Consider the following 25,483-nt stretch of genomic DNA (forward strand, 5'->3'; position numbering starts at 1 on the left):
ATGCTTAATAGGCTTGAAGAAATAAAGAAAATGGATAAATCCAATTTGACTCGTGCAGAAAAAAAAGAACTTCGTGAAGAAGTTAAAACAATCAAAGCAAATTTAAAAGCAACAGGACATGGCGTATACCTTTCAATTGGAGCCATAATCATTATCGTATTATTATTAATTCTTCTTCTATAAAATTTGAAGAATCACATAACTATCTTTCCTCTTACTTTAAAGCTCCAGCTCACCTGGAGTTTTTTTTATAATCTTATATTAAAAATTTATTTACTCTTAATAAAAACAAAATCCCAAAAACTGCTTATTTCTAACCAAAGAAGACACTATAATTAATTAATTATTAACACTTTAAGTTTTATATGTTAAATTTTTATTTGTAAATTGAAAATCAATTCATAATTGTATTTATCTACGGCATTTACATATAATGTTATTTAAAAACGACTTTATTGTATTAAGTGTGAATATTATAACTTTTTTTTAAAGTAATATAACCCAAAACCTGCCCTTTAATTTGACCTTTATAATTGTTTAAAAGAGACAAAATTTGAACTTAAAAACGATGATAAAAGTTAAAAAACACGGAGTTATACTTCAACAAACGAACCTGAATTTTGAAAATGAAGGAGTATTAAATCCAGCTACCATACGTGAAGGAAATTTTGTCCATATGTTTTATAGGGCAGTAAGTAAAAGCAATTATTCGAGTATAGGATATTGCAGATTGATGGGGCCATTAGAAATTGAAGAACGGATGAAAACGCCATTGCTTTTTCCCGAATTAGATTATGAAAGCCACGGAATGGAAGACCCAAGAATAGTAAAAATTGAAGATTTATACTACCTAACCTATACAGCTTATGATGGTATAAATGCATTGGGAGCTTTGGCAACTTCGGAGGATTTGGTCAATTTCAAGAAAGTTGGTGTTATAGTTCCTCAATTGGAATATGAGGAATTTGATGAATTAGCTGATTCGACCGATTTACTTGATGAAAAATATTATCGCTACAATCAGCATAATAATATTATTGAGAAACAAGGAACAAAAATAATGCTGTGGGATAAGGATGTTATCTTTTTTCCGAGGAAAATAAATGGGAAATTTTGTTTTCTGCACCGCATTAAACCTGAAATACAAATAGTGACTGGAGTCGAGTCATTAGAAGAATTGACAGAAGAATTCTGGAAAAAGTATTTATTGAATTTCAACAACAACGTTCTTTTTTCGCCAACGCTTGAACATGAGATGAGTTACATTGGAGGCGGTTGCCCACCAATAGAAACAGAAGCGGGTTGGCTGATTATTTATCATGGAGTTCATGTTTCGGTAAAAAATTATATTTATTCAGCGTGCGCGGCGCTGTTTGATATCGATAACCCCCAAATCGAAATTGCCAGATTACCTTACCCATTATTTGTTCCGGAAGAAATATGGGAATTAAAAGGCGATGTAAACAATGTGTGTTTCCCAACAGGGGCAGTAGTTTTTGATGATATTTTATATATCTATTATGGCGCTGCTGATGAAAGGATTGCATGTGCCTCTGTAAGTTTATCAGAATTGTTAAAAGAATTAATGTTATATAAAAAATAAACGCCATGAAAAGTATTCACTTATATTCTACACCGAAAGATTTTAAAATTGGGTCTAACAATATTTTAGACTTGCAAAAAAAGGACACTAAATTGCCTCAAATTTTATTCTTAACCACATTTCCTCCAAGGGAATGCGGGATTGCAACTTATTCCGAAGATTTGATATTAGCATTAAACAATAAATACAAGAAATCTTTTGATATAAAAATAGCAGCTTTAGAATTACAAAATGAAAAGCATACTTACAACGAAGATATCTATACCGTATTGGAAACAGACAATCCTGATTCGTATGTACAGTTAGCCGAAAATGTAAACAAAAATAAGGCTATCGAAATAGTTTTGATTCAGCATGAATTTGGTTTATTCAGAGGAAATGAAGATGATTTTCTTTCATTTTTAAGAGCAATCAATAAACCAATAATTGTGGTTTGTCACACTGTTTTACCTCGCCCAGACGAAAATTTAAAAAAACATGTACAAGACATTAATAAAATTGCCGATGCCTTTATCGTAATGACTAAAAATTCTGCTAAATTATTGAAAGACGATTACAAAGTTTTGAAAAATAAAATTTCAGTTATCCCTCACGGAACACACTTAGTAGAACATTCAAACAAAGAAGTTCTAAAAGAAAAATATAATTTATTGGGTCGAAAAGTGATTTCAACTTTTGGATTATTAGGTTCAGGAAAATCTATCGAAACTACTCTCGATGCGCTACCAACAATCATAAAAGAACAACCAAGTGTAATGTTTATGATCATTGGAAAAACCCATCCTGGAATTGTAAAACATGAAGGTGAAAAATACCGTGATTTCCTTAAAGAGAAAATCAAAGAATTGCACCTTGAAAACAATGTAAGATTCGTGGATCAATACTTGAAATTGGATGCTTTGTTGGAATACCTACAATTGACTGACATTTATTTATTCACATCCAAAGATAGAAACCAGGCTGTAAGCGGTACTTTTTCGTATGCTTTAAGCTGTGGTTGTCCAATAATCTCCACTCCTATTCCACATGCTATTGAGGTTTTGAAAAACAAAACTGGTTATATTGTGGAGTTTGAAAACCCACAACAACTTGCCGAAAAAGTAATTCTTTTATTAGGCAACGAAAAATTGAGAAGAAAAATTGGTCTTAACGGATTACATAAAATAGCGCCAACTGCCTGGGAAAACTCAGCTATAGCGCACGCCAATTTGTTTGAAAAAACAGCTATTAGAAAAATGCCTTTGTATTATAAAATTCCAGAAGTCAATTTTAATCATTTCAAAAATATGACAACTGATTTTGCAATGATTCAATTTTCCAAAATCAATCAACCGGATTTAGCAACTGGTTACACTTTGGATGATAACGCGCGTGCTTTGGTAGCAATGTGTCAACATTACAAATTGAACAAGAATAAATCGGATTTGGAATACATTAGAAAATATTTTGAGTTTATAAAATTCTGTTTCCAACCAAACGGTAAATTCTTAAACTATGTAGACAAAAACAAAAAGTTTACTGAGCAAAACAGCGAAAATCTAGAAGATGCAAACGGTAGAGGAATTTGGGCTTTAGGATTTTTGATCTCAAAATCAGATATTTTGCCTGCTGACTTAAGAGAAGATGCTATATTATTAATGCAAAATGCGTTGGCTAATGTTCGCTACATCAATTCGACAAGAGCGATGGCATTTATTATAAAAGGAATTTATTATAGTAACCTAAAAAATAAATCGGCTGAAAATACTGCATTGCTTGTGCATTTCGCAGACAAATTGGTTCAAATGTACAAACACGAAGCATCCGAAGACTGGCAATGGTTCGAAGGTTATTTGACTTACGCCAACAGTACTTTGCCAGAAGCTATGTTGTGTGCTTATGTAAGCACTGGAAACAGAACTTACAAAGAAATTGCACATACAACTTTTGATTTCTTATTGTCAAAAATTTATAAAAATGGCAGAGTAAAAGTAATTTCGAACAAAGGCTGGCTTAACAGAGGTGAAGAAATCGATGATAAAAAAGTTGGTGGAGAACAACCAATAGATGTTGCTTATACCATTTTAGCGTTAAGTAAATTTTACAATGTTTTCAAAGAGCCACAATACTACAAAAAAATGCAAATTGCATTCGATTGGTTCCTAGGAAACAATCATCTTAACGAAATAATATATAATCCATGTACCGGCGGATGTTATGACGGATTGGAAGAAACCAGCGTTAACTTAAACCAGGGAGCGGAATCTACAGTGAGTTATTTGATGGCAAGACTTACAATTGAAAAACACTTGAGACAAAAAGCTAAAGCTAGAAAAGAATCTCAACCGGCTATTATTTCAAGAAAAAGTAAAGTGGTGGTGCCTTTAAACATCAATACACCTTATCCATCACAAATTAGAGCTTAAACAACTTGAAATTATATAATTTTTATCAAAAGTTATATAAAGATTTAAAAGAGAGATTTTAGCAATTTTGCTGTAGAAATAAAATGATTTGTAATAAAATTAAATCAATAACATTAAACACATAGAAACAGATTCAAAGAATAGAAAACATAAAATGCTGAATATTTTTTTTTTAAAAGTCAATTTTCACTTTCAAAATAATCTGTTCTATGTGTTTAATAATTTTAATTCAAATCAATCAATGTTGTTAAGTCAAGAGAAGAAGATAATCACCTAGAAATGAATTTTAGGTCCTAACTGACGACATTGGTATTCAATTATTAAAAGAAAAATTATGGAACCAAACATTGGAATTACTAAGGATAATTTGAAGAAACAATACGATTTGCTTTCTGTGGTTTTATCAGATGAAATGGCGTTGTATGTAAAAACAAGAAAGTTCCACTGGAATGTTTCTGGACAAAGTTTCATGGAATTACACAAATTATTCGAAGAACAATATAACGAATTAGAAGAAATTATAGACTTGGTTGCAGAGCGTATTGGAAAATTAGGAGGAAAAGCCATTGGAACAATGGAGGAATTCTCAAACCTGACGAGAATTAAAGAAAATCCTAATACTTATCCTGTTCAAAAAGCCATGATTACAGAATTACTTGGCGATCACGAAACTGTAATAGCAGAGTTGAGAAAAGATATTGACATCGCAGACGAAAATGACGATGCCGGTACTGCAGATTTACTCACTCAGATTTTACAACAGCACGAGACAATCGCCTGGATTTTGAGAAGATATTTAGCGTAATTATTTGGTTAGTATTAAGTTTTTGTTTTTTGATGGCTATCTTTTTTGAGATAGCCATTTTTTATTTCTAATTGTAATAGTAACAGCAAAATCAAGGTGTGAATAATGCAAATTATATAAAAAGTTATATAATCATTTTCAGATAGTTAGTAATTACTTTTATTGTGGAATTATATGCAATATCAATACTTAAACATTAATTAATTATTACAAAACTTTACCATTTTGACAACATACCTAAAAAATATTTTTGAAGAAGTCGGCAATATTTCTTTATTCACACTTAGGTTTTTTAAAGAAGTTTTTAAACCGGTTTTCCAATTAAGGGAATTCCTGAGACAGTGTTATGCCATTGGATACAAAACAATGCCATTAATCACAATTACAGGATTTATAATGGGATTGGTTTTGACAATTCAATCGCGGCCAACTTTAATAAAATTTGGAGCCGAATCCTGGTTGCCAAGTATGGTTTCTTTGTCGTTGATTAGAGAAATTGCTCCAGTAATCACCGCTTTAATATGTGCTGGAAAAATAGCATCTGGAATTGGTGCCGAGTTAGGTTCTATGAAAGTAACAGAACAAATTGACGCCATGGAAGTTGCGGCAATAAATCCTTATAAATATTTAGTGGTTACCCGAATATTAGCAACCACTTTTATGTTGCCTATTTTAGTATTTTATGCAGATTGCATCGGGATATTTGGGGGTTACATTGGCTACAATATCCACGGAAGCATTAGTCTGTATCGCTATTTTTCAGATATGATAGAACATGTCGAATTTCTTGATGTGATACCTGCCACAATCAAAACATTTTTCTTCGGTTTTTTTATCGGAGTTATTGGTAGCTACAAAGGTTTTAATGCTTCAAATGGAACCGCAAGTGTGGGAGTTGCTGCAAATGAAGCAGTGGTTTTGGCTTCGCTTTCTGTCTTTATACTTGATATGTTGGCTGTTCAAATAACTGATTTATTTTTCTAAAATATGGAAGCGCAACCAATCATAGCAATCAACAATTTACATAAGTCTTTTGGAAAAAATGCTGTTCTAAAAGGCATCAATCTTACACTTAACAAAGGAGAAAATTTGGTCATTCTTGGTCGTTCTGGTTCAGGAAAATCAGTTACTATAAAATGTGTAGTAGGACTTGTTGTACCCGATCAGGGAAGTATTAAAATTTCGGGACAAGAAATCACAAACCTGAAATACGATGAACTCAACAGCCAAAGGGTGAAAATCGGTTTTATGTTTCAAAATGGAGCTTTGTATGACTCTATGTCAATCAGACAAAATTTGAAATTTACCCTAAAACATCACACCCGCAATTTGTCTGACGAAGCGATTGAAAAAGAAATTATCGAAGCCTTAGATAATGTTGGCCTTAAAGATTCGATAGACAAAATGCCGGCCGAATTATCAGGCGGAATGCTAAAAAGAATTGCATTGGCACGTGCGATTATTATTAAGCCGGAAATTATTTTATATGATGAACCAACAGCCGGTTTAGACACTATTACATCACGAGAAATTAGTGAATTGATAGTGAGTGTGCAGCAAAAATACAAAACGAGCTCTATAATAATTACTCACGATATGCCTTGTGCAAAAATCACAGCAAATAGAATTTTAATTTTAAAAGAAGGTGAAATCATTGCCGAAGGAACGTACGACGAATTGGAAAAAAGTGATGACGAATGGGTGCGTTCTTTTTTCGTTTAATATAAAAACTTAGAATCATGAATAAAGATACTGAATCAAATTGGAAATTAGGAATGTTTGTAATAGGAGGATTGCTATTGTTCATTCTAACTATTTATTTTATTGGAAAGCAACAAAATCTATTTGGAGAAAACTTCCAGTTGAAATCGAAATTCAAAACAGTTAGCGGTCTAAAAGTTGGGAACAATGTTCGCTTCTCCGGAATAACAGTTGGTACCGTAAGCGAAATTGAAATAGAAAATGATACGACCGTAATTGTTGCTATGGTACTCGAAAAAGAAGTTCAAAAATACATTAAAAAAGATGCCCGAACCAGCATCAGTTCAGATGGTTTGGTGGGTGACAAGGTAGTAACTATTACGCCAGGGACTTCTTCAAATGAAGTAATCAAAGACAATGCATATATTCAATCTACGAACCCAATAGAAATGGATGAGCTAATGAAAAGTGTAAAAGCAAGTGTCGACAATGCAGAAATTATTACATCACAATTGGCGCAATTCACCTATAACATGAACAACGGAAAAGGAACTCTTTTTAAATTAATGAACGACAGAGCATTCGCCGAAAAACTAGATGTCACAATGACCAATCTTCAAAATGGAACAAAAGGACTCAGCGAAAACATGGAGGCAGCAAAACATAATTTTTTATTCAGAGGTTATTTTAATAAAAAAGAAAAAGAGGAGGCCAAAAAGAAAGAAGAACAGCTAAAAAAAGAAGAGAAAAAGAAGGAGGAGAAAGAGGAAAAGAAAGACGAAAAGAAAGAGGAGAAAAAGAAAGAAGATTCACAAAAGAAAACCGATTCTATTCAAAAAAAATAATATGGAAATCATATAATTTATGATAAAAGTTGTGTAAGGCTTTATTTCTTAAAAAAAAACAACTTTGTAATGTCTTGAATGTCTAAATAAAATTATTAATAATGGTAAATACAATTAAAAAAGTGAATAACGAAGTTCTTAAAAGTAATCAAAACGAAACCTCTGTTCAAAATAGTGTTGTTAAATATCGTGAAAATACATTAGGTTATAATGCATTGAGAAATCATGTAAAGCAGGAATATTATCATAAAGTTCAAGGCTGTTCTGTAAAAGTACAATGATGATTTTACTACACTTTATTATAAACTATAAATAATTTAAAAATGAAAAAAATAATCTTTATTCCAGTCGTTGCACTGTTTACTATTGCAACAACAGTTACAAGTTGCAAACCTTCGCCAAAAGAAGAAGCAGCCCAAGAGAACCTTCAAGAAGCTAAAGAAGATGTAAAGGATGCAAGAGAAGATTTAGCAGAAGCAAAAAAACAAGCCAATAAAGAAGAATGGGAAAGTTTCAAAAATGACATGAACGTTGCCATCGAAAAAAATAACCTGAAAATTGCTGAATTAAAAGAAGAAATTAAGAAAAGCGGAAAAAAAGCAGGAATCGAGTACAATAAAAAGATTGACACTTTGAGCGCCAGAAATCAAGTACTTAAAGAAAAAATAGCAAACTATAAAAATGATGCAAATGCTGATTGGGAATCTTTCAAAAGAGAATTCAACCATGATATGGACGAATTAGGACATGCATTAAAAGATATTACAGTAGACAACAAAAAATAAATATAAATAAATTAATTAATTAATAATCATTAAAAAACTAGAAATCATGAGCAATTTACTTTATACAATAGCGGTTATTTTAATCATTTTTTGGGCAATCGGATTTTTTGCCTATAGTGCTGGATCTATTATACACATACTTCTTGTATTAGCAATTATCGCAGTCTTATTAAGACTTATCCAAGGAAGAAACGTTTAAAACAACTAACTAATTATACTTTAATTTGTGAAAATCAGATTAAACTAAAAAGACTGCTCTACTGAACAGTCTTTTTTTATATGTTTTATTTTTAAAAAAAATTAAGCCGCAAACAACGCGTGCTTATTATAGTTATATAGAACCAAATCATAAGGCACTAATTTTGGCGCAACTTTTTCAGAATCAGCATCAAATTTGATATGATTATATTTTCTGAATAGATAAATCTCTTTTAAGCAATTTGATAAACTTTGATGAATCAAGCTAGTAAAAATTGGCAATGGGTTATCACCTTGCAATAAATCTATCTGATAATTAGAACTACTTTTTGATAAATTATTCCCGATAATTCTTAGAGTAAATGTTGTAGAAATTCCGTCTTTCTGTCCTTGATACTGTACTACCATAACGATTTTATATTTAAAATGTGGCTTAATAATTTTTGTCTACTTTCAACCTATTTTAGTTGAATTCTCATTAAAATTACCAAATAAAAAGAAAGTGACAAAATAACACGCCATAAATTATCAAATTTATAACATATTACTATTGTTAAAATAACAATAAGGTAACCAGACAACCATAAGACCCTCATTTATAGTCAATTTCAAAAATAATTTTGCTGTTTCAATTATTCACAAAAAATAAATATTAATTTCGTTTCAACCAATCTGTGTTGGTTAAAAGAAATAAAGACTTGCCAAAATGATCAACAGCACATTTATTCGAAATTTTCTACAGCAGCCCTACCCCTTTTATTTTGAAGGTAAAAAACTGTTTCAGATAATAATCGTGTGGTTTTTGATTGCATTTTTCTTCAATTTCATGCTACAGCCATTTGACGTGAATCCACAAGAGCAAAAAATGCCCTTTTTTTGGATTTCAGTTCTACATTCGTCAACACCAATCGCAATACTATTGTGTATTGCATTAATATGCAAATTATTCCCCATAACGACAGAAGACTGGAAAATCAAAAATGAATGTATACTGGTTTTTTTCTTAATTCTATTTACCGGAATAGCACAGTTTTTTATACGCGATATCATTTATGACAATCCAAATAACTGGTCGTGGAGGTATTTAACCGAAGAAGTCTGCAACACTTTTATTGCAGGACTTTTTCTCGCTCCAATTATTATTTCTATAAATTTAAATCGTCAACAGTTAAAAAATAATCAAAAGGCAGACCATATATCATCTACCATTAACGAGATAAAGAAAGACCAAACGAATACATTAATTACTATCGAAACCGAAGTAAAATCAGAAAAATTCGTTTTTGAGAGCCACCATTTTATCTATGCCAAAGCAGAAGGAAACTATTGCGAAATATTTCTAAAAAAAGACGATACTATCACCAAATTAATCAAACGCATCCCAATCAAGAATCTGGAAATGCAACTTAGTATTCTGCCATTTGTGATAAAAACGCATCGGTCTATTCTATTAAATATAAATTATATCAAAAAAGTGACTGGAAATGCACAAGGATACAAAGTACAATTAAAAGACTGTCAGGATACAGTACCCGTCTCCAGGAATTTTATTCAGTCGTTTGGGCAGGCAACAACACAGCAATAAATGCTTTGTTATTGATCACAAAATATTGACATATATCCCACAATCGAGCTTTTCGTCACATAAACTTGTCCTCCAAAACAAGAATTTGCGTCGTTATTTTTTTACCTACACATTTGCATAAAACTTTATATTATGCGTAGATACGATTTAGACTGGCTTCGAGTAATAGTATTTTTATTGCTTATTTTTTATCATGTGGGGATGTTTTTTGTGGCTCCAGATTGGGGGTGGCACATCAAAAACAACATTACTTACGAATGGGTCAAATATCCCATGTTGTTTTTAAACCAATGGCGTCTGCCAATACTTTTTGTAATCTCTGGAATGGGAACCTCGTATGCCCTTTCCAAAAGAACCGCTATCCAATTTGCATTGGAAAGAATCAAAAAATTATTGCTGCCATTAATTTTTGGAATGCTAGTTATCGTTCCTCCGCAAGTGTATCTTGAAAAGTTATCAAAAGGAAAAATTAGCGGCAGTTATTTGGACTTTTGGCCTTCGCAAGCATTCATTGGAACCTATCCAGAAGGCAATATTAGCTGGCATCATTTATGGTTTATTCCATATCTGTTATTGTTTTCGTTAGTATTGATTCCTGTTTTTATATTTTTAAGAAACAATCCAAATCATATCATTCTACGAAAAACAGCACAAATATGTACCTCTAAATGGGGCTTATATTGGTTTATAATTCCTCTGTACTTGATTGAGTCATTTATCGAGCCGTTTTTCAAAGAAACCCATGCTCTAATTGGCGACTGGTTTGTTATCATCAACAGCTGTACATTATTCTTTTATGGATTTTTATTAATCTCCGTGAAAGATATTTTTTGGAAAACTGTGCAGGAGCATAAAGCCAATTATTTAAAATGTGGCATCATTGGTTTTAGCCTTCTTATATTTACAATCACTGCTTTTGATGACGGTTACATCAGACATTTTACCGAAGCTTTGATCAAAGTTTTTTCATTTTGGTCCTGGATCTTGACATTATTTGGCTATGCATCAAAATACCTTAACAAACCCAATAAAGTACTCACTTATTGTAACGAAGCCGTATATCCATTTTACATTTTACATCAAACAATAACAATAATTATAGGTTATTTTTTAATGAATTTACAATGGAATTCATTCTATAAATTTACGATAATGTGCATCGGGACATTTGTTTTCTCTTTGATAATTTATGAATTCCTAATTAGGAGATGGTCCTTGATCCGACCTCTTTTTGGTTTACATAATAAAAAAAGTAAGGCTACGTTATATTACCAATCGACTTGTTTTATTTCAAAAACAAACTAACTATAAACGAAAAACCCTGTAAGTATGAAGTACAGGGTATTTCTAACTAAATGTAATAAAACAAACAATCATCTTGATTTCTTTGCTCGGTAATAAAATTATCCTTTTATTACTGGCAAAGAAATTACATTTCCTACTTCGTTTCTCATGGTCATATTCAGCTTATCTAACAGTGACAATTTATTTGACACCTGACCTGAAAATAAATTATAGGATATGTTCATTTTTTTTAAATGAGTTAATTTTTCTAACTCTATTGGCACTTGGCCTTTGAAATCGTTATCAAAAAGATTGAGATTTTCTAATAATTGTAAATTTCCAATGGCAGGACTTAGCTTTCCGGTAAATCTATTGGTATAAAGCGAAAGCGACTTTAATGATTTTAATTCATAAAAAGAAGCTGGCAACGCACCTTGAAAAGAATTTTCATACAAAGATAAATTCTCAAGCATTGTTAATTTCCCGATTTGTTGTGGTAATTCGCCCGATAAAATATTACGGTCTAAAACCAATGCCTGCAAATTAGGAAGCGTACATATCGAAACTGGAATAAAACCTGTTAATCTATTGAACGAAAGATCTAAGATTTGCAAAGCTTTCAAGTTTCCAATATTGAGCGGAATTTCACCATTTAATAAATTGGTGCTTAAATTTAATTCCTGCAAATTCAGCAAAGTGGTAATTTCAACAGGAATACGACCTGTCAAATTATTATTTTTTAAGTTTATCGAAACGACTTTATCATCGACAACTTTTACACCATACCACTTATTCATTGGCTGAGAAAGGTCCCATTTATTGGTCCATTTACTTCCTCCTGTAACTTGATTTAATTTAATTAGGACGTCCTTTTCTGCTTTTGAAATGGCAGCAGAAAGAGATAACGAAAAGAATATAACTAAAATCGTGGGGGCAATTTTATTAAGCATTTGTTTTTATCTGAAATTTGTTTGTCAAAAATAATTAAAAACTTCGCTAACAAACAAAAAAAATCGACAAATAAGTTTAAAAATAATTTTAGCAAAAAAATATCTTACAAAAAAGTGCAACCATTCATAATGAACTAGTTGCACTTATTAAAAAAAAAATCAAGTATAATAAACTAATGCACTTACTATCGTGATAATGATAATGAGTGTTTTCTGATCAATTGCTTTTAGAAAGTGATTTTAAAATTCAATTTCTTCATTTTTTACCTGACTTTAATCGCCATAATGTTTCTATAAAAACATCAACATCCTGAGTTGTATTATAAAATGCCAAAGAAGGACGAACCGAAGTCTCTACTCCCATTCTTCTCAAAATTGGTTGTGCACAATGGTGTCCAGTTCTTACGGCAATCCCCTCTTTGTTCAATGCTTGTCCTACTTCATCATTGGTAAAACCTTGTAAATTAAAAGAAAGCACACTCGCTTTATTGGCTGCTGTACCAATTAATCGAACACCTGGAATTTGTTTTAATAAATTCGTTGCGTATTCCAAAAGATAATGTTCATAGTGACCAATTGCTTCTATCCCGATTCTCGAAACATAATCAATCGCAGCTCCAAGACCAATCGCATCGGCGATGTTACCAGTTCCTGCTTCAAAACGATTCGGTGCTTTGTGGTACTTTATTTCGTCAAAAGTCACATCCTGAATCATATTTCCACCTGATTGATACGGTTCCATTTCATTAAGCAAATCTTCTTTGCCATAAACAGCTCCAATTCCAGTTGGCCCAAATAATTTATGCCCGGAGAAAACCAACCAATCCGCATTCAAATACTGGACATCTACTTTCATATGCGAAACAGATTGTGCTCCATCTAAAAGTACTTTGGCACCTGCGGCATGAGCCATTTCTACCATTTCTTTGGCTGGAGTTACTGTTCCTAACGCATTTGAAACTTGAGTAAAGGCTACCAGCTTTGTTTTTGCATTTAATAATTTCCCGTATTCTTCCAACAGGATTTGTCCGTCATCATCAACTGGAATCACTCTTAATTTCAAGCCTTTTTTATCTGCCAGACGTTTCCACGGAACGATGTTGGCGTGATGTTCTAAATTACTTACGACAATTTCGTCGCCCGCAACCAAGTTATGATTTCCCCAACTTTCGGCAACCAAATTGATTCCCTCAGTAGCACCACGAACAAAAACTATTTCGTTAACGGATTTAGCGTTCAAAAATACTCTCACTTTTTCGCGGGCCGCTTCATATGCATCCGAAGCTCTAGCGGCTAATTCATGTGCCGCGCGATGAATGTTGGAATTTTCGTGTTCGTAAAAATAACTAACGCGATCAATTACAGATTGTGGCTTTTGAGTTGTTGCTGCATTATCAAACCAAATCAATGGTTTTCCATTTACAATTTCACTTAAAATCGGAAAATCTTTCTTAATAAGATGTGCATCGAAAGTTGTACCTGAAAAACCTGCAAATTCGTTATGGTTTACCAGAGGAACGTCTGTTTTTTTAGAATCATACCCAAAAGGATTTTCATTTAAAAAATAATACGAATTCGGTTTATCAATAATCGCTGGCGTTGTAACCAAATTAGGAATTCCAAAACTTGCATTAAGAGCCTCCAAAGCCGCTTTTAATTCTAATTCAAAAGAAGAATGCTCGGTTTCGAAAGGCAAATAATTTTGATTTAAAGCCGAAGACGAATTGTTTCCGCCATTTTTCAGATTCACATCATTAAAACCTGTCTGAGGATTACCAATATTGACATTATTTCCATTTTGAATTGGAGAATTAGATGTACCATTCCCTGAAACAGGAGTTGAAGCAAATCCATTTTTTACGTCAAAATTAGGATCACTCAATTGCGAAATATTTTCGATAGCCGGATCAGAAAAAGCATTCGAATATCCTGCAAAATCAGGTGATTTACCATATTGAGCAACCGATGGAGACAGTCCAAAACCACCGAATGATGGTGGTGTTTGTAAAGATCCAACAGGAGTTGTCGAAACAGCTGGAGTTGCCAACGGTGCAATAGCAGTTTGTCCCAACAAAGTATCATGGTTGCTAACAGGAAATACCGTTTCGACTCCGCCTAAATTTCCAGCTGCAAGCAAGGTTTCTGCAATTTTGGTAGCGCGAGGATGTTCACTAGCATTTGGGCTCAAAGAAATTTCTTTTGGAAATTCATTAGGCAATGCACTAAACAACTCATTGGCTAACTTTTGCAAGTCATCAACGTTTGGTAATCCTGTTGAATTAATATTTGTACTCATGATACTTACCTATTTCTACATCTTCTAATACAGCAATGGCATCATCTACTGTAACAGCTAATGAGCAATAAAGTGACACCAAATAAGAAGCGATAGCTTTTTCATTTATTCCCATAAAACGTACTGACAAACCTGGTGATTGTTCACCTTGCAAACCTGGTTGAATTAACCCGATTACTCCTTGACGGCTTTCTCCTGTACGGATCAAAAGGATTTTAGATTTACCATTTTCAATTGGCAATTTATCAGAAGGAATTAGCGGAATTCCTCTCCAAGTCAAAAATTGAGATCCAAACAAAGAAGTTGTTGGAGGTGGTACACCACGACGTGTACACTCACGACCAAATGCAGCAATAGCTAATGGGTGCAACAAGAAAAATCCAGGTTCTTTCCAAACTTTCGTTAATAATTCATCTAAATCATCTGGAGTTGGTGCGCCAGTTCTTGTTTTTATAACTTGAGAAGGTGCAACACTATTTAATAAACCATATTCTTTGTTGTTGATCAACTCGCTTTCCTGACGCTCTTTTATCGTTTCGATTGCCAAACGCAATTGCTCAGAAATTTGATTATATGGTTTACTGTACAAATCAGATACACGGGTATGAACATCAACAATTGTTTGAACAGCTGCCAAATTATATTCTCTTGGATTTTCAATATAATCCACAAATGTGTTAGGCAACGTTCTTTCGTCTCTCGCTGAACAATCTACCTCAATGTGATTGGAATCTTTTACTTTATTCAAACGATAAACTCCAGATTCTACAGGAACCCAATGTAAAAGGTGTGTAAGCCATCTTGGGCTTGTTGCCATTGTAGGTACTGAACGCGTTGCAATTGCTAATTGTCTTGCTGCTACGTCTCCCAACGCAGTCTGCTGTTTTTTTACTTCTGCCATTTTTTGTTTTTTTAGGTGTTAATATTAAGTGGTTATAAAATTCTATTTAAAAAAGCGCCTTGATTTTGATTACATACATTACAAACAACTCTAAATATTGAGACTATTATAAAGCCGTATCAAACAAATCATCGACGGATAAGTATCTTTCTCCTGTATCATAGTTGAAAGTTAGAATTACAGCGTCTTTAGGTATTGTCTCCAGTTTTTTGGAAACGGCAGCCAAAGCTGCTCCCGTCGAAATACCAGAAAAAATGCCTTCTGTTTTGGTTAATTTTTTTGAAAAAGCAAAAGCATCTCCTTTTTCAACAGTAATAATTTCGTCGATGAATTCTCTATTAAAAACTTCGGGAACAAAACCGGCACCAATTCCCTGAATTGGATGTGGAGCCGCCAAGCCACCACTTAAAACAGGTGATAAAGCGGGTTCTACTGCAATTGTTTTTAATTTAGGGAAGTGTAATTTCAAAATTCTTGAAACTCCTGTAATGTGTCCTCCGGTTCCAACTCCAGTTATCAAATAATCAATTCCATCGGGAAAATCATTTAAAATTTCCAGAGCAGTTGTTCTCTCGTGAACGGCTACGTTTGCTGGGTTGTTAAATTGAGAAGGTAAAAACGAATTAGGCGTCAAAGCAGCTAATTCATTGGCTTTTTCAACAGCGCCTGCAGTTCCTTTTTCTCTTGGAGTCAAAATAAATTCGGCACCATAGGCATTCATTATTTTTCGTCTTTCAACGCTCATTGATTCGGGCATAACCAAAATCACTTTGTATCCTTTTACAGCAGCTACCAACGCTAGCCCAATTCCTGTGTTTCCGGAAGTTGGCTCTATAATTACAGAGTCAGGATTTAAAATTCCTTTTTGTTCCGCGTCTTCAATCATTGCCAGAGCAATTCGGTCTTTGATACTGGAACCTGGATTTGCTCTTTCTAATTTAATCCAGACTTCATGAGTTTTAAACAGTTTATTCAATCGAACGTGTGGTGTATTTCCAATCGTTTCCAGAATATTTTGATATTTCATATTTGTGAACTTAGTTTTATTTTTTGGTCAAAAATGTTCCAGCCAATGTCGATTTTATTTGATATTCTAAATGGAGTAAAAAATAGGTTCAGGAAAAGGATTATTGTCTTTGATCTTTATTTCATTTTTATGATAGACCACTGAATTGGACGGAATCGAATACGTAAGCCAAACATTTCCTCCGATAATTGAATCCCTTCCAACTGTTGTTTGTCCGCCGAGAATAGTGCTATTAGCATAAATAATTACGTTATTTTCAATCGTTGGATGTCTTTTGATAAAAGCCTCTCCCTTTTTCACACTCAAAGCACCCAGTGTTACTCCCTGATATATCTGAACATTATTACCAATAATTGCTGTTTCTCCAATTACAATTCCTGTTCCGTGATCGATAGCAAAATCATTTCCAATCTGAGCTCCGGGATGAATTTCAATACTCGTTTTGCTATGTGCATATTCTGAAATTGTTCGGGCTAAAAGTCCTAAATCCTGTTTCCAGATTTGATGTGAAAAACGATAAATAGCAATTGCAAAAAAACCAGGATAGGCATATAAAACCTCTTCCAATGATTTAGCTGCAGGATCTTTTGCAAGAATCGTTTTGGCATCATTCAAAGCTTTTTGATATAGGCTTGGCAAAACCTCAAAAAAAGTTTTGGTTTGTTGCTGACTCTTATCATTTTCCGGTGCAAAATCCAACACTAGCTCATTAAATAGTATCTCTAATTCAGAAAATTTATTTTCGATAATAGACACATCACCAAAAGATTTTGAAGTATTTGAAAACAAGACAGAAAACAATTCATCAATAAAATGATGTATTAATTTTTTCTTTGGAAGAATTAATAAACTTTGATGTTGAACTGCAATTTCCTTATAAAAAGACTTCATAAATGATATTTGTTTATTTTAAAAAAATAAGATTGTGTCTAATTCTAATTATTTACTAAATAATAAAAAGGCAATTATTAACGTGATTATGACATTAAAAAGCTGGGCTGTTAAGAAAGCGTATAAAGGTTTTTTACTATTGTTGCTGAATAAATCTTTGAAGTTGGTTTCCAAACCTATACTGGTAAAAGCCAAAGCAAACCAAATTCCTTGCAGGTTTTTTAGACTCTCTTTTACCCCATCTCTTACTTCAGTTGAAATCAGGAACGAAAAAATCAAAGATGCACCAATGAAACCGATAACAAACTTTGGAAAACGTTCCCAAATCACTCCTAATGTTGGTTTTGAAGCCACCACATCGGCAGATTTATTTTGGGCATAAGTCCAATAAACTGAAATAGCAAAAGCAGCAATTCCTAACAATACATTTTGAGAGAATTTTACAATCGTACTAATTTTTAAAGCAGTTTCTCCAACCAATGAACCCGAGGCCACAACAGCTCCCGAAGTATCAATGCTGCCTCCTAACCAAGCACCAGTTACAGCTTCCTGAAAACCAAAATATTTAGCAATAATGGGCATAAAAATCATCATTGGAATGGCTGTTACCAAAACCATCGAAATCACGTAAGATAATTTTTTAGAATCTCCTTTGATCGCTCCAGCTGTTGCAATAGCTGCTGAAACCCCGCAGATAGAAACTGCACTTGAAATCATCAATGCTAACTCTTCATCAACTTTTAGTTTTTTGCACACCCAAAACGCAAAATACCAAACGGACAAAACCACAACCAAAGCCTGAATTAATCCCAGAGAACCTGCTTTTAATATATCTGAAAAAATGACGCTTGTTCCCAATAAAACCAATCCAATTTTTACGAAAAATTCAGCGGACAAAGAAGCTCGAAACCATTCTGGAAGTTTAAAAAAATTGCCAACTGATAAACCTATAATCAGACTGAAGATTACCGCTTCTAGGTTGAGTCCTTTAATGGTTGTATTTCCAGCAATAATTAATGCTAAAACTGTTAATCCATAAACAAAAGGGAAACCTTTTAAAAAATTTTTAATAGATTTCCCCACCAAAAAAACACCCGTAATACCAAAACCTAAAAAGTAAATAAACTGTAAAAAAAGAACTTTTATATTTTCAATACTGAAAACATCATTTTGTAAATCAGTACTATTTGACCATTTGAATACAGGCACCAAAGGCAAGTAAATAAAAATTGAAATCGCAATTATCAAGAAGCCCAGAATTACTACTGTCCAATCTTCATGAATGTTAAATTGTTTTGTTTTTAGTGACATCTTTTAATCTAAATTGTAAATTTCTTATTTATCCTTAACACATCTAAAACCTAAGTGATTACAAGCACTGGTCGTTTCACCTTTACCACGGCTTCCTGCAACATATCGAATACAATATTGATCACTACACAAATACGAGCCACCTCTTTGCACATGTTTTTCAACTCCTGGCTCTTCGGGATCATTGCTTGTAGCAGGTCCTTTTGGATTATCAGAAACAGTACTGTTATAATAATCATCACGATACAAATCACTACACCATTCCCAAACATTCCCCTCCAAATCATAAATTCCCAACGGATTACCTGGAAATGATTTGACTGGTGCAGCTCCTACAAAACCATCTTCACCGGTATTGTTATTTGGAAAAGTTCCTTGATAAATATTAGCCGCCCATTTACCATTTGGCTTCAACTCAGAACCCCAATAATATTTCGTACTTGGTCGTCCTGCTCTGGCTGCATACTCCCATTCCGCTTCAGTTGGAAGCCGTTTACCAGCCCAATCTGCATAAGCTTTAGCATCTAAATAACTGATTTGTACCACTGGATTATTTTCGAGTCCAACGATACTACTTTCCGGTCCTGTGGGATGTTGCCAATTGGCACCAGGCACATATTGCCACCATTGTTGTATATTATCTAATGCTACTTGTTCTTTAGGTGCAACGAATACAGCAGATCCGGGCACCAATTTATCCAATGGAACTCCTGGATAATCGGCTGGATTAAGAGGTCGTTCGGCAATCGTCACATAGTTTGTAGCTTTTACAAAAGCCGCAAATTGGGCGTTTGTCACTTCATGTTCATCAATCCAATATCCTTTTACGGTTACTTTATGAATAGGTCTTGCATCTGGATAATCATCGGTTCCCATATTAAATGTACCGCCTTCTACCCAAACCATTTCTGCGGTTGAAGAATTTGGATTTACCTTGTCGCTTTTTTCAATAGAATGCATCAACAAGGCTTTTTTAGAAGTGTTAGCTTTACACATCGCCTGACAATTTTCCGCTACCGCTACCGCTTTACTTCCCTGCCCAAAAGCAGAAAATAAACTTGACATTACAATGACTACTATCTTGGTATATTTTTTTATTTTCATGATATTTATAATCTAAGGCCTTAAAATATTCTGGAAATTTATTCTATTAATTTTTTATTACGATTAAAACTAACACACTGTTAATCAAAACTTAACTCTTAGTAAAGACACCTTTATAAATTGCTTTCCCTTTTATTATTATTTACAAAAGCAAATCCCTACTAACCCGATAGAACAAAGATATATTAAAATTATAAACTTCCAAATCATTAATTATTTTTTTTCGTGTTAAAAAAAAACTTATCAAATTTCAAAACCATATAACACATTGTTTCCCTGATAGTTAAATGTAATTGGAATTTAAGAAAAAATGTAAGTTTTTGTAGACAAATAATAAAGACATGTAAAAATGACAAAAATTTAACAAATTCTCATGAAGTTCATTTTGAAGAATTTTGTCAAATTTTTGAAATAAATTAATCTTTAAAAGATTTTCTATTATGTCACTTTAATGCGCTAAAGCTACATCAACATCTTTTTTCAAATCACCCAATCCATCTTTTTTGAAAGCAATTTTGCCTTTTTTATACAAGATCAAAGTTGGAAAAACCTTTACAGTTTTTAAGTCCGCTATTATTTGAGGATTATCTTCAAGATCTATTTCTACAATTTTCAAATTGTTGCCATAGTCTGTTCTAATTGTTTCTAAAACTGGTTTTACTTTTTTACAGGCACCACAATAACGAGATCCGATATCAACTAAAACTGTGTTGTTATCAGCAATGATCTTATTGTATTCGGCTAAAGATAATTTGCTTTTTGAATTGGCATAATATGGCTTTCCGCTTCCTATCCATGCTGCAATCCCACCTTGCAAAACATTTACATCAGAAAAACCATTTTTTAATAATTCTTTTGCCAATTGAGCGCTTCTTCCTGCACCAATCGAATAAATAAACACTGGCTTTGATTTATCTAATTGCGCCACGGATTGTTGGTAATTCTTGGTTTCCAAATTGAAATTAACCGCTCCATTAACATGATTGATTGCAAACTCTTCCGGCCCACGGGCATCGATTATTTGTGCTTTTGGTTGCTCTTTAATTTTTGAATAAAAAGATTCAATAGGCAATGTAGGTGCATCTTGATTTTGAGAAAAACCAACAGCTGACAATAAAAAAACAATTGCTAAAAAACTGTTTTTGATAACTTTAGGATTGAACTGACTCATAGATATTTTGATTAGGTGAAACATTTTGATCTTTTTTTGAAATTGGAATAGCTAGAACGCCTTCGGCTAAAGGACTTCCTTCTTTTTTGGATTTGAATATTGGCCACAAAAACTGTGCATACCATTCTTCGCTTTTATACGATTTTGTTCCGTATGATTTTGGGAATTTGCGAGTAATTAATCCGGTTCCGAAAATCACGTCCCATATGAAAAACATGTTTCCGAAGTTACCTTTAAAATATCCGACGCCGTCCCCGCTAGTATCGGCATGATGCGCGTGATGCGTAGCCGGAGTAGAAATAAGGCGTTCCAAAACCCAAGCAATTGGATGTAATATTCTGTATTTGTAAAACGGTTTGTCCCAAGCAAGACTCGAATGTGCTCCCAGAGTGATGAAGCTTTTGATTACCAAAACAAATAAAGCAGGCACTCCTAATCCTAAATAGGTTAACGTAGCGGTTAAATAAATTTGAGAAAAGAAGATAGTGTATAGAAAATTTTGTCTCGAAGCCATCGCCATTCCCATATATGGAGCTGAATGATGTGTCCTGTGAAAACGCCATAAAAACGGCACTTGGTGATGCAAACGGTGGTACCAATATTGCGTTAAATCATCAGCTATTGCAATTAAGAAAAAGCCTCCCCAAAATGGAACCCAAGAAAGAACATTAGCCAAATCTGGAATTAAATATGGTAAAGCTGTTAGGCTAAAAAAAGCAACCACTGGTGGTAAAAGTAATTTTGGCGCTAAAAAACAAATTAAATCCACTTTGCGTTCATGCCCTGTCCACTGCTCATCGTATAAACCTGCGGCAAATTCAACAATTCCTAAACCAATTGCTAATGCAATTAATCCCCAGCTTCTTATGTTTTTGAATACTGGTTGAACAAATTCTAAAAATGGTGGAAGTGTAAGATGTGATTCTGATACATGCCCATTGTTTAGTTGAAAATAAAGGTAAATTGCCAAAACTGGCAAGCTGTAAATGAAGAGACTTATACCTATGTCTCTTGTCAGCTTTCTTTTTAAATTTTGATCTAATGCCATGATTTCTATTTTAAAAGTTGATTAATTAATGTTAGTCCTCCAACTAAAATGATCAATGGGATAAAGAATACTAGTAACCCAACGATAATTTTTTTTCCTATTATTTGAAAATCTATAAGTTTCATAATATTATTTTTTTAAAAATTCAGCTCTTTAAAGTCATTATTAAAAAGACTGAACTTGGTTTTTTTTAATTATTTCCTGCACTTTTTTGTAATATTTTAATTAATTCCTGAGAACTTTTTCTTTGCTCTGTATTATGAATTGTGATTCATTTTTACCAGCGGATTTTTCAAAATAGATAGATCCATAGCTCGGTTTACAATGCAATAGAATTCAATAAAATTTTAAAATACATTAACTCTATAAAATTAGTATAATTTTGTTATAAATTTAATATATGATTAAAATAAAACTATTGCTGTCTATAAAAATTATTAGCTGCAATTAACTTCTTTACAACGTCCTTTAAAAAGCGAATTATAAAAAACGCACTCATTAAGAGGGATAAGGGTATAAGATAAATAAACGTCCAAATTGATTTCATTTTGCAACGATTTAGAATATTCGTTTACTAACTATTCTTTTTGAATTTCAGAACTATTAAATTCAAGTTCAATAGCTCTGAAATGTTTTACTTATTTGCTTTGGTCAATAATTCCTGAGCAGATTTTCCTTCTGTAGCGGGAGTTTTGTGAATTCTTCTTAAATAAACATCCGACCAGTCTATTAATGGATACAGGTTATTTTTCTTGGCCTGTTCATCAAACAGTTTTTTCAGTTCTGCTAGTTTTTCAGGATACTTTTTGGCCAAATCTTTTCTTTCGTTGAAATCTTCGTTGATGTTGTACAATTCCCAAACATCTTTGTCAAAATCAGCATTCAAAAGATTTGCTTTTGATTTATCAGCCAAAGCCTCTTTTGCCTCAATTGAGTTTGGATGATGTGCCGCGGCCGCTTTCCAACCATCGTTATAAATAGACCTCGCGCCAAAAATATAATAGTGCTGAATTTTATGATTCGACACAACTTTGGCATCATTCAAAGAATTGTAAAATGAATATCCTTGAATCGTATCCTGTTTAATTCCTCTGATGGATTCTGGTGCTTTAATTTTCAAAATATCAAGAGTGGTAGGCAAAATATCAATTACGTGGCTGTATTGAGTTCTGATTCCGCCTTTTTCTTTAATTTCTTTTGGATAATAAACGATCAACGGATTGTGCGTTCCTCCTTCTGAATTAGCGTCTTGTTTCCAATATTTGAATGGAGTATTAGTCGCCTGCGCCCAGCCCAAAGGATAATTGGTATAGGTTTCTGGTGTTCCAATTTCGCCAATTCGGTTTAAATTATTTTGGAATACCTGCTCATCTGTTACTCCAGCTACGTACGTCTGTCTGTCGATAGCGCCTTGTAAAGTTCCTTCTTTACTAGCTCCGTTATCACCTATTAAAACAAAAACAACTGTATTGTCTAATTGATTAGATTCTTTCAGATAGTTAACCAATCTTCCAATTTCATAATCGGTATAGGTTAAATAACCTGCATAAACTTCCATAAATCTAGCATAGACTTTCTTTTGGTCTGGCGTTAATTTTTTCCAATCGGCAATAAGCGAATTGCGTTCTGGTAATTGAGCATTGGCAGGAACAACACCTAATTTTATTTGGTTGGCCAATGTTTTTTCGCGGTACGCGTCCCAACCATCGTCGAATTTTCCTTTATAGGCAGCGCTCCATTTTGTAGCTACCTGATGAGGCGCATGAACCGCCGCCGGAGAATAATACAAGAAGAATGGCTTTCCAGGTGCCGCTTTTTGCTGTTTGGTAATATAGCTGATTGCCTTGTCTGTGATTTGCTCGCTAAGGTGTCTTCCATCTGGAGTTACATGGGCTTGATCTTCTATCAAATCGGGTTTGTATTGATCGGTTGCCGAACCCAGGAATCCAAAGAAATGTTCGAAACCTTTTCCTGTTGGCCATCTGTCGAAAGGGCCGGCATCTGTTGCGTCCTCGTCTGGAGTAATTCCATATTTGCCCACGCCAAAAGTATTATATCCTTTGTCACGCAAAATCTCGGCAATTGTTCCATTTTTTGATGGCAGTCTTCCGTCCCAACCTGGAAACCCAGCAGACATTATAGTGTGTGAGAATCCACCAACATGGACTTTATGAGAGTTACTTCCAGTCAGCAAGGCAGAACGTGTGGGAGCACATATTGCTGTAGTATGAAAATTTGTGTACCTCAATCCATTGTTGGCTAGACTCTCTAAAACAGGAGTTTGAATTAAACCTCCAAAAGCACTGGAAGCTCCAAATCCAACATCGTCCAGAATAATCCAAACCACATTTGGAGAACCTTTTGGCGGTGCTATTGGCTCAGGCCAATATTCTTTGGACTCTGCCAATGTCTTGCCGATAACCCCTTTGTAATTGGGGTCGGGCTGATTTTGCGCAGAGCCAAATTGGGCTACGAACAAAACCGCTGTCAAAAACCATAATTTTTGGTATTTGATGTCACTGTTGTATATAAATTTTTTCATTTTTATTTTTGATTAAAAACCTAAATTCGATTATTAAAATCTCTACAATTGGAATTGTGTTGATTTTTTTTCACGCAGATTTCGCAGATTTCGCAGATTTTTTTTGGTTTTAAAAAAAATCCAAAAATCCTCATGAATAAGTTTAATGTTTAGCATTCGTGGTCAATTGTGTAATCCGTTTTAAAATTTTCCTTTTTGAGATGATGGCAAAAAAGCCAAATCTCTTCTCTTAGCCCCGATTGAAGTGAAAATCCTTTTATGCTGGGGTTCAGCATAAAAGATTGTAACGGAAAGCGGGACTTATGCCTCCTAAAAAATGCTAAATCATTCTGCTCCAAAAAATCAATAATCGGACTCAGATCAAAAGAATCAGGCCTTTTAAGTTCTAATAAAAAGACCTGAATCCCAGATTAAAATTAATTGGTTGATCCTGCCTGAGTTGCTTTATGAATCAATTCCTGAAGGTTTTGATTTTTATCCCCTGTAGGATTGTGAATTTTTCGGCCTAAAACATCCGACCAATCAATTAGCGGATAAACGTTGTTTTCTTTGGCTTGCTCATCGAACAATTTTTTAAGTTCCTCTAATTTTTCAGGGTACTTGCTTGCTAAATTCACACGCTCGTTAAAGTCTTCGTTAAGATTGTACAATTCCCAAACATCGGTATCAAAATTGTTTGATTCTGGCGCTTGTTTTTTACCTCCAGAAATTTGCGCGGTAAATGGATTTGCATGAGCTGCTGCCGCTTTCCAACCATCTTTGTAAATGGCTCTGTTACCAAAAATGTAGTAGTACTGCACTTTGTGTAATGATTCGGCTTTAGCATTATTTAACGAAGCATATAAGGACGATCCTTGAATAATATCTTGTTTGATTTCCTTAATTTTTGCAGGAGCTTTGATTCCGGCAATTTCCAATGTCGTAGGAAGAATATCCGTTACGTGGCTGTATTGGTTTCTGATTCCGCCTTTGTCTTTAATTAATTTTGGATAAAAAACAATCAAAGGATTGCGTGTTCCTCCTTCGGAATG

23 protein-coding genes and 1 pseudogene are annotated in these 25,483 nt (G+C 33.6%); 12 read left to right on the plus strand and 12 right to left on the minus strand.

Features of this window, described 5'->3' with window-relative positions; genetic code table 11:
• From VLC96_RS03755 to VLC96_RS03800, 10 genes and pseudogenes are all read left to right on the plus strand, one after another.
• Positions 1-183 (plus strand): annotated as a pseudogene (locus VLC96_RS03755) (hypothetical protein); the annotation flags it as partial.
• Between the two features lie 385 nt (positions 184-568).
• A complete protein-coding gene (locus VLC96_RS03760; RefSeq protein ID WP_325260715.1) occupies positions 569-1,603 on the plus strand; it encodes a glycoside hydrolase family 130 protein in 1,035 nt (344 codons plus the stop codon).
• Positions 1,604-1,608: 5 nt separating this feature from the next.
• Entirely contained in the window at positions 1,609-4,008 is a 2,400-nt protein-coding gene (locus VLC96_RS03765) for a glycosyltransferase (RefSeq protein ID WP_325260716.1), read from the plus strand.
• A 334-nt stretch (positions 4,009-4,342) separates the two neighbouring features.
• Positions 4,343-4,813: a Dps family protein gene (locus VLC96_RS03770; RefSeq protein ID WP_325260717.1), complete on the plus strand. Its 471-nt coding sequence runs from the start codon at positions 4,343-4,345 to the stop codon at positions 4,811-4,813.
• 225 nt (positions 4,814-5,038) lie between these two features.
• Positions 5,039-5,797, plus strand: coding sequence for an MlaE family ABC transporter permease (locus VLC96_RS03775; RefSeq protein WP_325260718.1), 759 nt, complete (start codon positions 5,039-5,041; stop codon positions 5,795-5,797).
• Between the two features lie 3 nt (positions 5,798-5,800).
• Entirely contained in the window at positions 5,801-6,535 is a 735-nt protein-coding gene (locus VLC96_RS03780) for an ABC transporter ATP-binding protein (protein WP_325260719.1), read from the plus strand.
• Positions 6,536-6,552: 17 nt separating this feature from the next.
• The gene (locus VLC96_RS03785) at positions 6,553-7,359 is read left to right on the plus strand and encodes an MlaD family protein (protein WP_325260720.1); all 807 of its coding nucleotides are present in this window, start codon (positions 6,553-6,555) and stop codon (positions 7,357-7,359) included.
• Between the two features lie 101 nt (positions 7,360-7,460).
• Positions 7,461-7,640: a hypothetical protein gene (locus VLC96_RS03790; protein ID WP_325260721.1), complete on the plus strand. Its 180-nt coding sequence runs from the start codon at positions 7,461-7,463 to the stop codon at positions 7,638-7,640.
• A 42-nt stretch (positions 7,641-7,682) separates the two neighbouring features.
• Entirely contained in the window at positions 7,683-8,144 is a 462-nt protein-coding gene (locus VLC96_RS03795; RefSeq protein WP_325260722.1) for a sll1863 family stress response protein, read from the plus strand.
• A 46-nt stretch (positions 8,145-8,190) separates the two neighbouring features.
• Positions 8,191-8,343: a lmo0937 family membrane protein gene (locus VLC96_RS03800; RefSeq protein ID WP_325260723.1), complete on the plus strand. Its 153-nt coding sequence runs from the start codon at positions 8,191-8,193 to the stop codon at positions 8,341-8,343.
• Between the two features lie 101 nt (positions 8,344-8,444).
• On the opposite strand, the gene VLC96_RS03805 is transcribed toward VLC96_RS03800, so the two are convergent.
• Complete coding sequence (locus VLC96_RS03805; RefSeq protein WP_325260724.1) at positions 8,445-8,750, minus strand: hypothetical protein; 306 nt, start codon at positions 8,748-8,750, stop codon at positions 8,445-8,447.
• Between the two features lie 418 nt (positions 8,751-9,168).
• Between VLC96_RS03805 and VLC96_RS03810 the strand changes: the two genes are divergently transcribed.
• Both VLC96_RS03810 and VLC96_RS03815 read left to right on the plus strand, forming a co-directional pair.
• Entirely contained in the window at positions 9,169-9,927 is a 759-nt protein-coding gene (locus VLC96_RS03810) for a LytTR family DNA-binding domain-containing protein (protein ID WP_325260725.1), read from the plus strand.
• Positions 9,928-10,059: 132 nt separating this feature from the next.
• A complete protein-coding gene (locus tag VLC96_RS03815) occupies positions 10,060-11,232 on the plus strand; it encodes an acyltransferase family protein (RefSeq protein WP_325260726.1) in 1,173 nt (390 codons plus the stop codon).
• A gap of 98 nt (positions 11,233-11,330) precedes the next feature.
• Here VLC96_RS03815 and VLC96_RS03820 read toward each other — a convergent pair whose 3' ends face one another.
• The 11 genes from VLC96_RS03820 to VLC96_RS03870 form a co-directional block, all read right to left on the minus strand.
• On the minus strand, positions 11,331-12,161 hold the full coding sequence (locus VLC96_RS03820; RefSeq protein ID WP_325260727.1) for a leucine-rich repeat domain-containing protein: 831 nt from the start codon (positions 12,159-12,161) through the stop codon (positions 11,331-11,333).
• A 256-nt stretch (positions 12,162-12,417) separates the two neighbouring features.
• Complete coding sequence (locus VLC96_RS03825; RefSeq protein WP_325260728.1) at positions 12,418-14,457, minus strand: family 2A encapsulin nanocompartment cargo protein cysteine desulfurase; 2,040 nt, start codon at positions 14,455-14,457, stop codon at positions 12,418-12,420.
• The gene (locus VLC96_RS03830; RefSeq protein WP_325260729.1) at positions 14,441-15,358 is read right to left on the minus strand and encodes a family 2A encapsulin nanocompartment shell protein; all 918 of its coding nucleotides are present in this window, start codon (positions 15,356-15,358) and stop codon (positions 14,441-14,443) included. Before VLC96_RS03830 ends, VLC96_RS03825 begins: the two co-directional genes overlap by 17 nt.
• 106 nt (positions 15,359-15,464) lie before the next feature.
• Entirely contained in the window at positions 15,465-16,385 is a 921-nt protein-coding gene (gene cysK / locus VLC96_RS03835) for a cysteine synthase A (protein ID WP_325260730.1), read from the minus strand.
• 66 nt (positions 16,386-16,451) lie between these two features.
• Positions 16,452-17,276 carry a serine O-acetyltransferase EpsC gene (gene epsC, locus VLC96_RS03840; protein ID WP_325260731.1) on the minus strand — a complete coding sequence of 275 codons (825 nt, stop codon included), beginning with the start codon at positions 17,274-17,276 and terminating at the stop codon, positions 16,452-16,454.
• Between the two features lie 48 nt (positions 17,277-17,324).
• On the minus strand, positions 17,325-18,587 hold the full coding sequence (locus VLC96_RS03845; protein ID WP_325260732.1) for a YeiH family protein: 1,263 nt from the start codon (positions 18,585-18,587) through the stop codon (positions 17,325-17,327).
• A gap of 24 nt (positions 18,588-18,611) precedes the next feature.
• A complete protein-coding gene (locus VLC96_RS03850) occupies positions 18,612-19,691 on the minus strand; it encodes a formylglycine-generating enzyme family protein (RefSeq protein WP_325260733.1) in 1,080 nt (359 codons plus the stop codon).
• Positions 19,692-20,139: 448 nt separating this feature from the next.
• Positions 20,140-20,886, minus strand: coding sequence for a thioredoxin domain-containing protein (locus VLC96_RS03855; RefSeq protein WP_325260734.1), 747 nt, complete (start codon positions 20,884-20,886; stop codon positions 20,140-20,142).
• A complete protein-coding gene (locus VLC96_RS03860; RefSeq protein ID WP_325260735.1) occupies positions 20,843-21,910 on the minus strand; it encodes a sterol desaturase family protein in 1,068 nt (355 codons plus the stop codon). The genes VLC96_RS03855 and VLC96_RS03860 overlap by 44 nt, the downstream gene beginning before the upstream one ends.
• A 634-nt stretch (positions 21,911-22,544) precedes the next feature.
• Positions 22,545-24,452 carry an arylsulfatase gene (locus VLC96_RS03865; RefSeq protein ID WP_325260736.1) on the minus strand — a complete coding sequence of 636 codons (1,908 nt, stop codon included), beginning with the start codon at positions 24,450-24,452 and terminating at the stop codon, positions 22,545-22,547.
• Between the two features lie 416 nt (positions 24,453-24,868).
• Positions 24,869-25,483 (minus strand): sulfatase/phosphatase domain-containing protein (locus VLC96_RS03870; RefSeq protein ID WP_325260737.1); only part of this gene is annotated, 615 nt, incomplete at its 5' end.

It is taken from the genome of Flavobacterium sp., from assembly GCF_035456085.1.
Taxonomy (GTDB): domain Bacteria; phylum Bacteroidota; class Bacteroidia; order Flavobacteriales; family Flavobacteriaceae; genus Flavobacterium.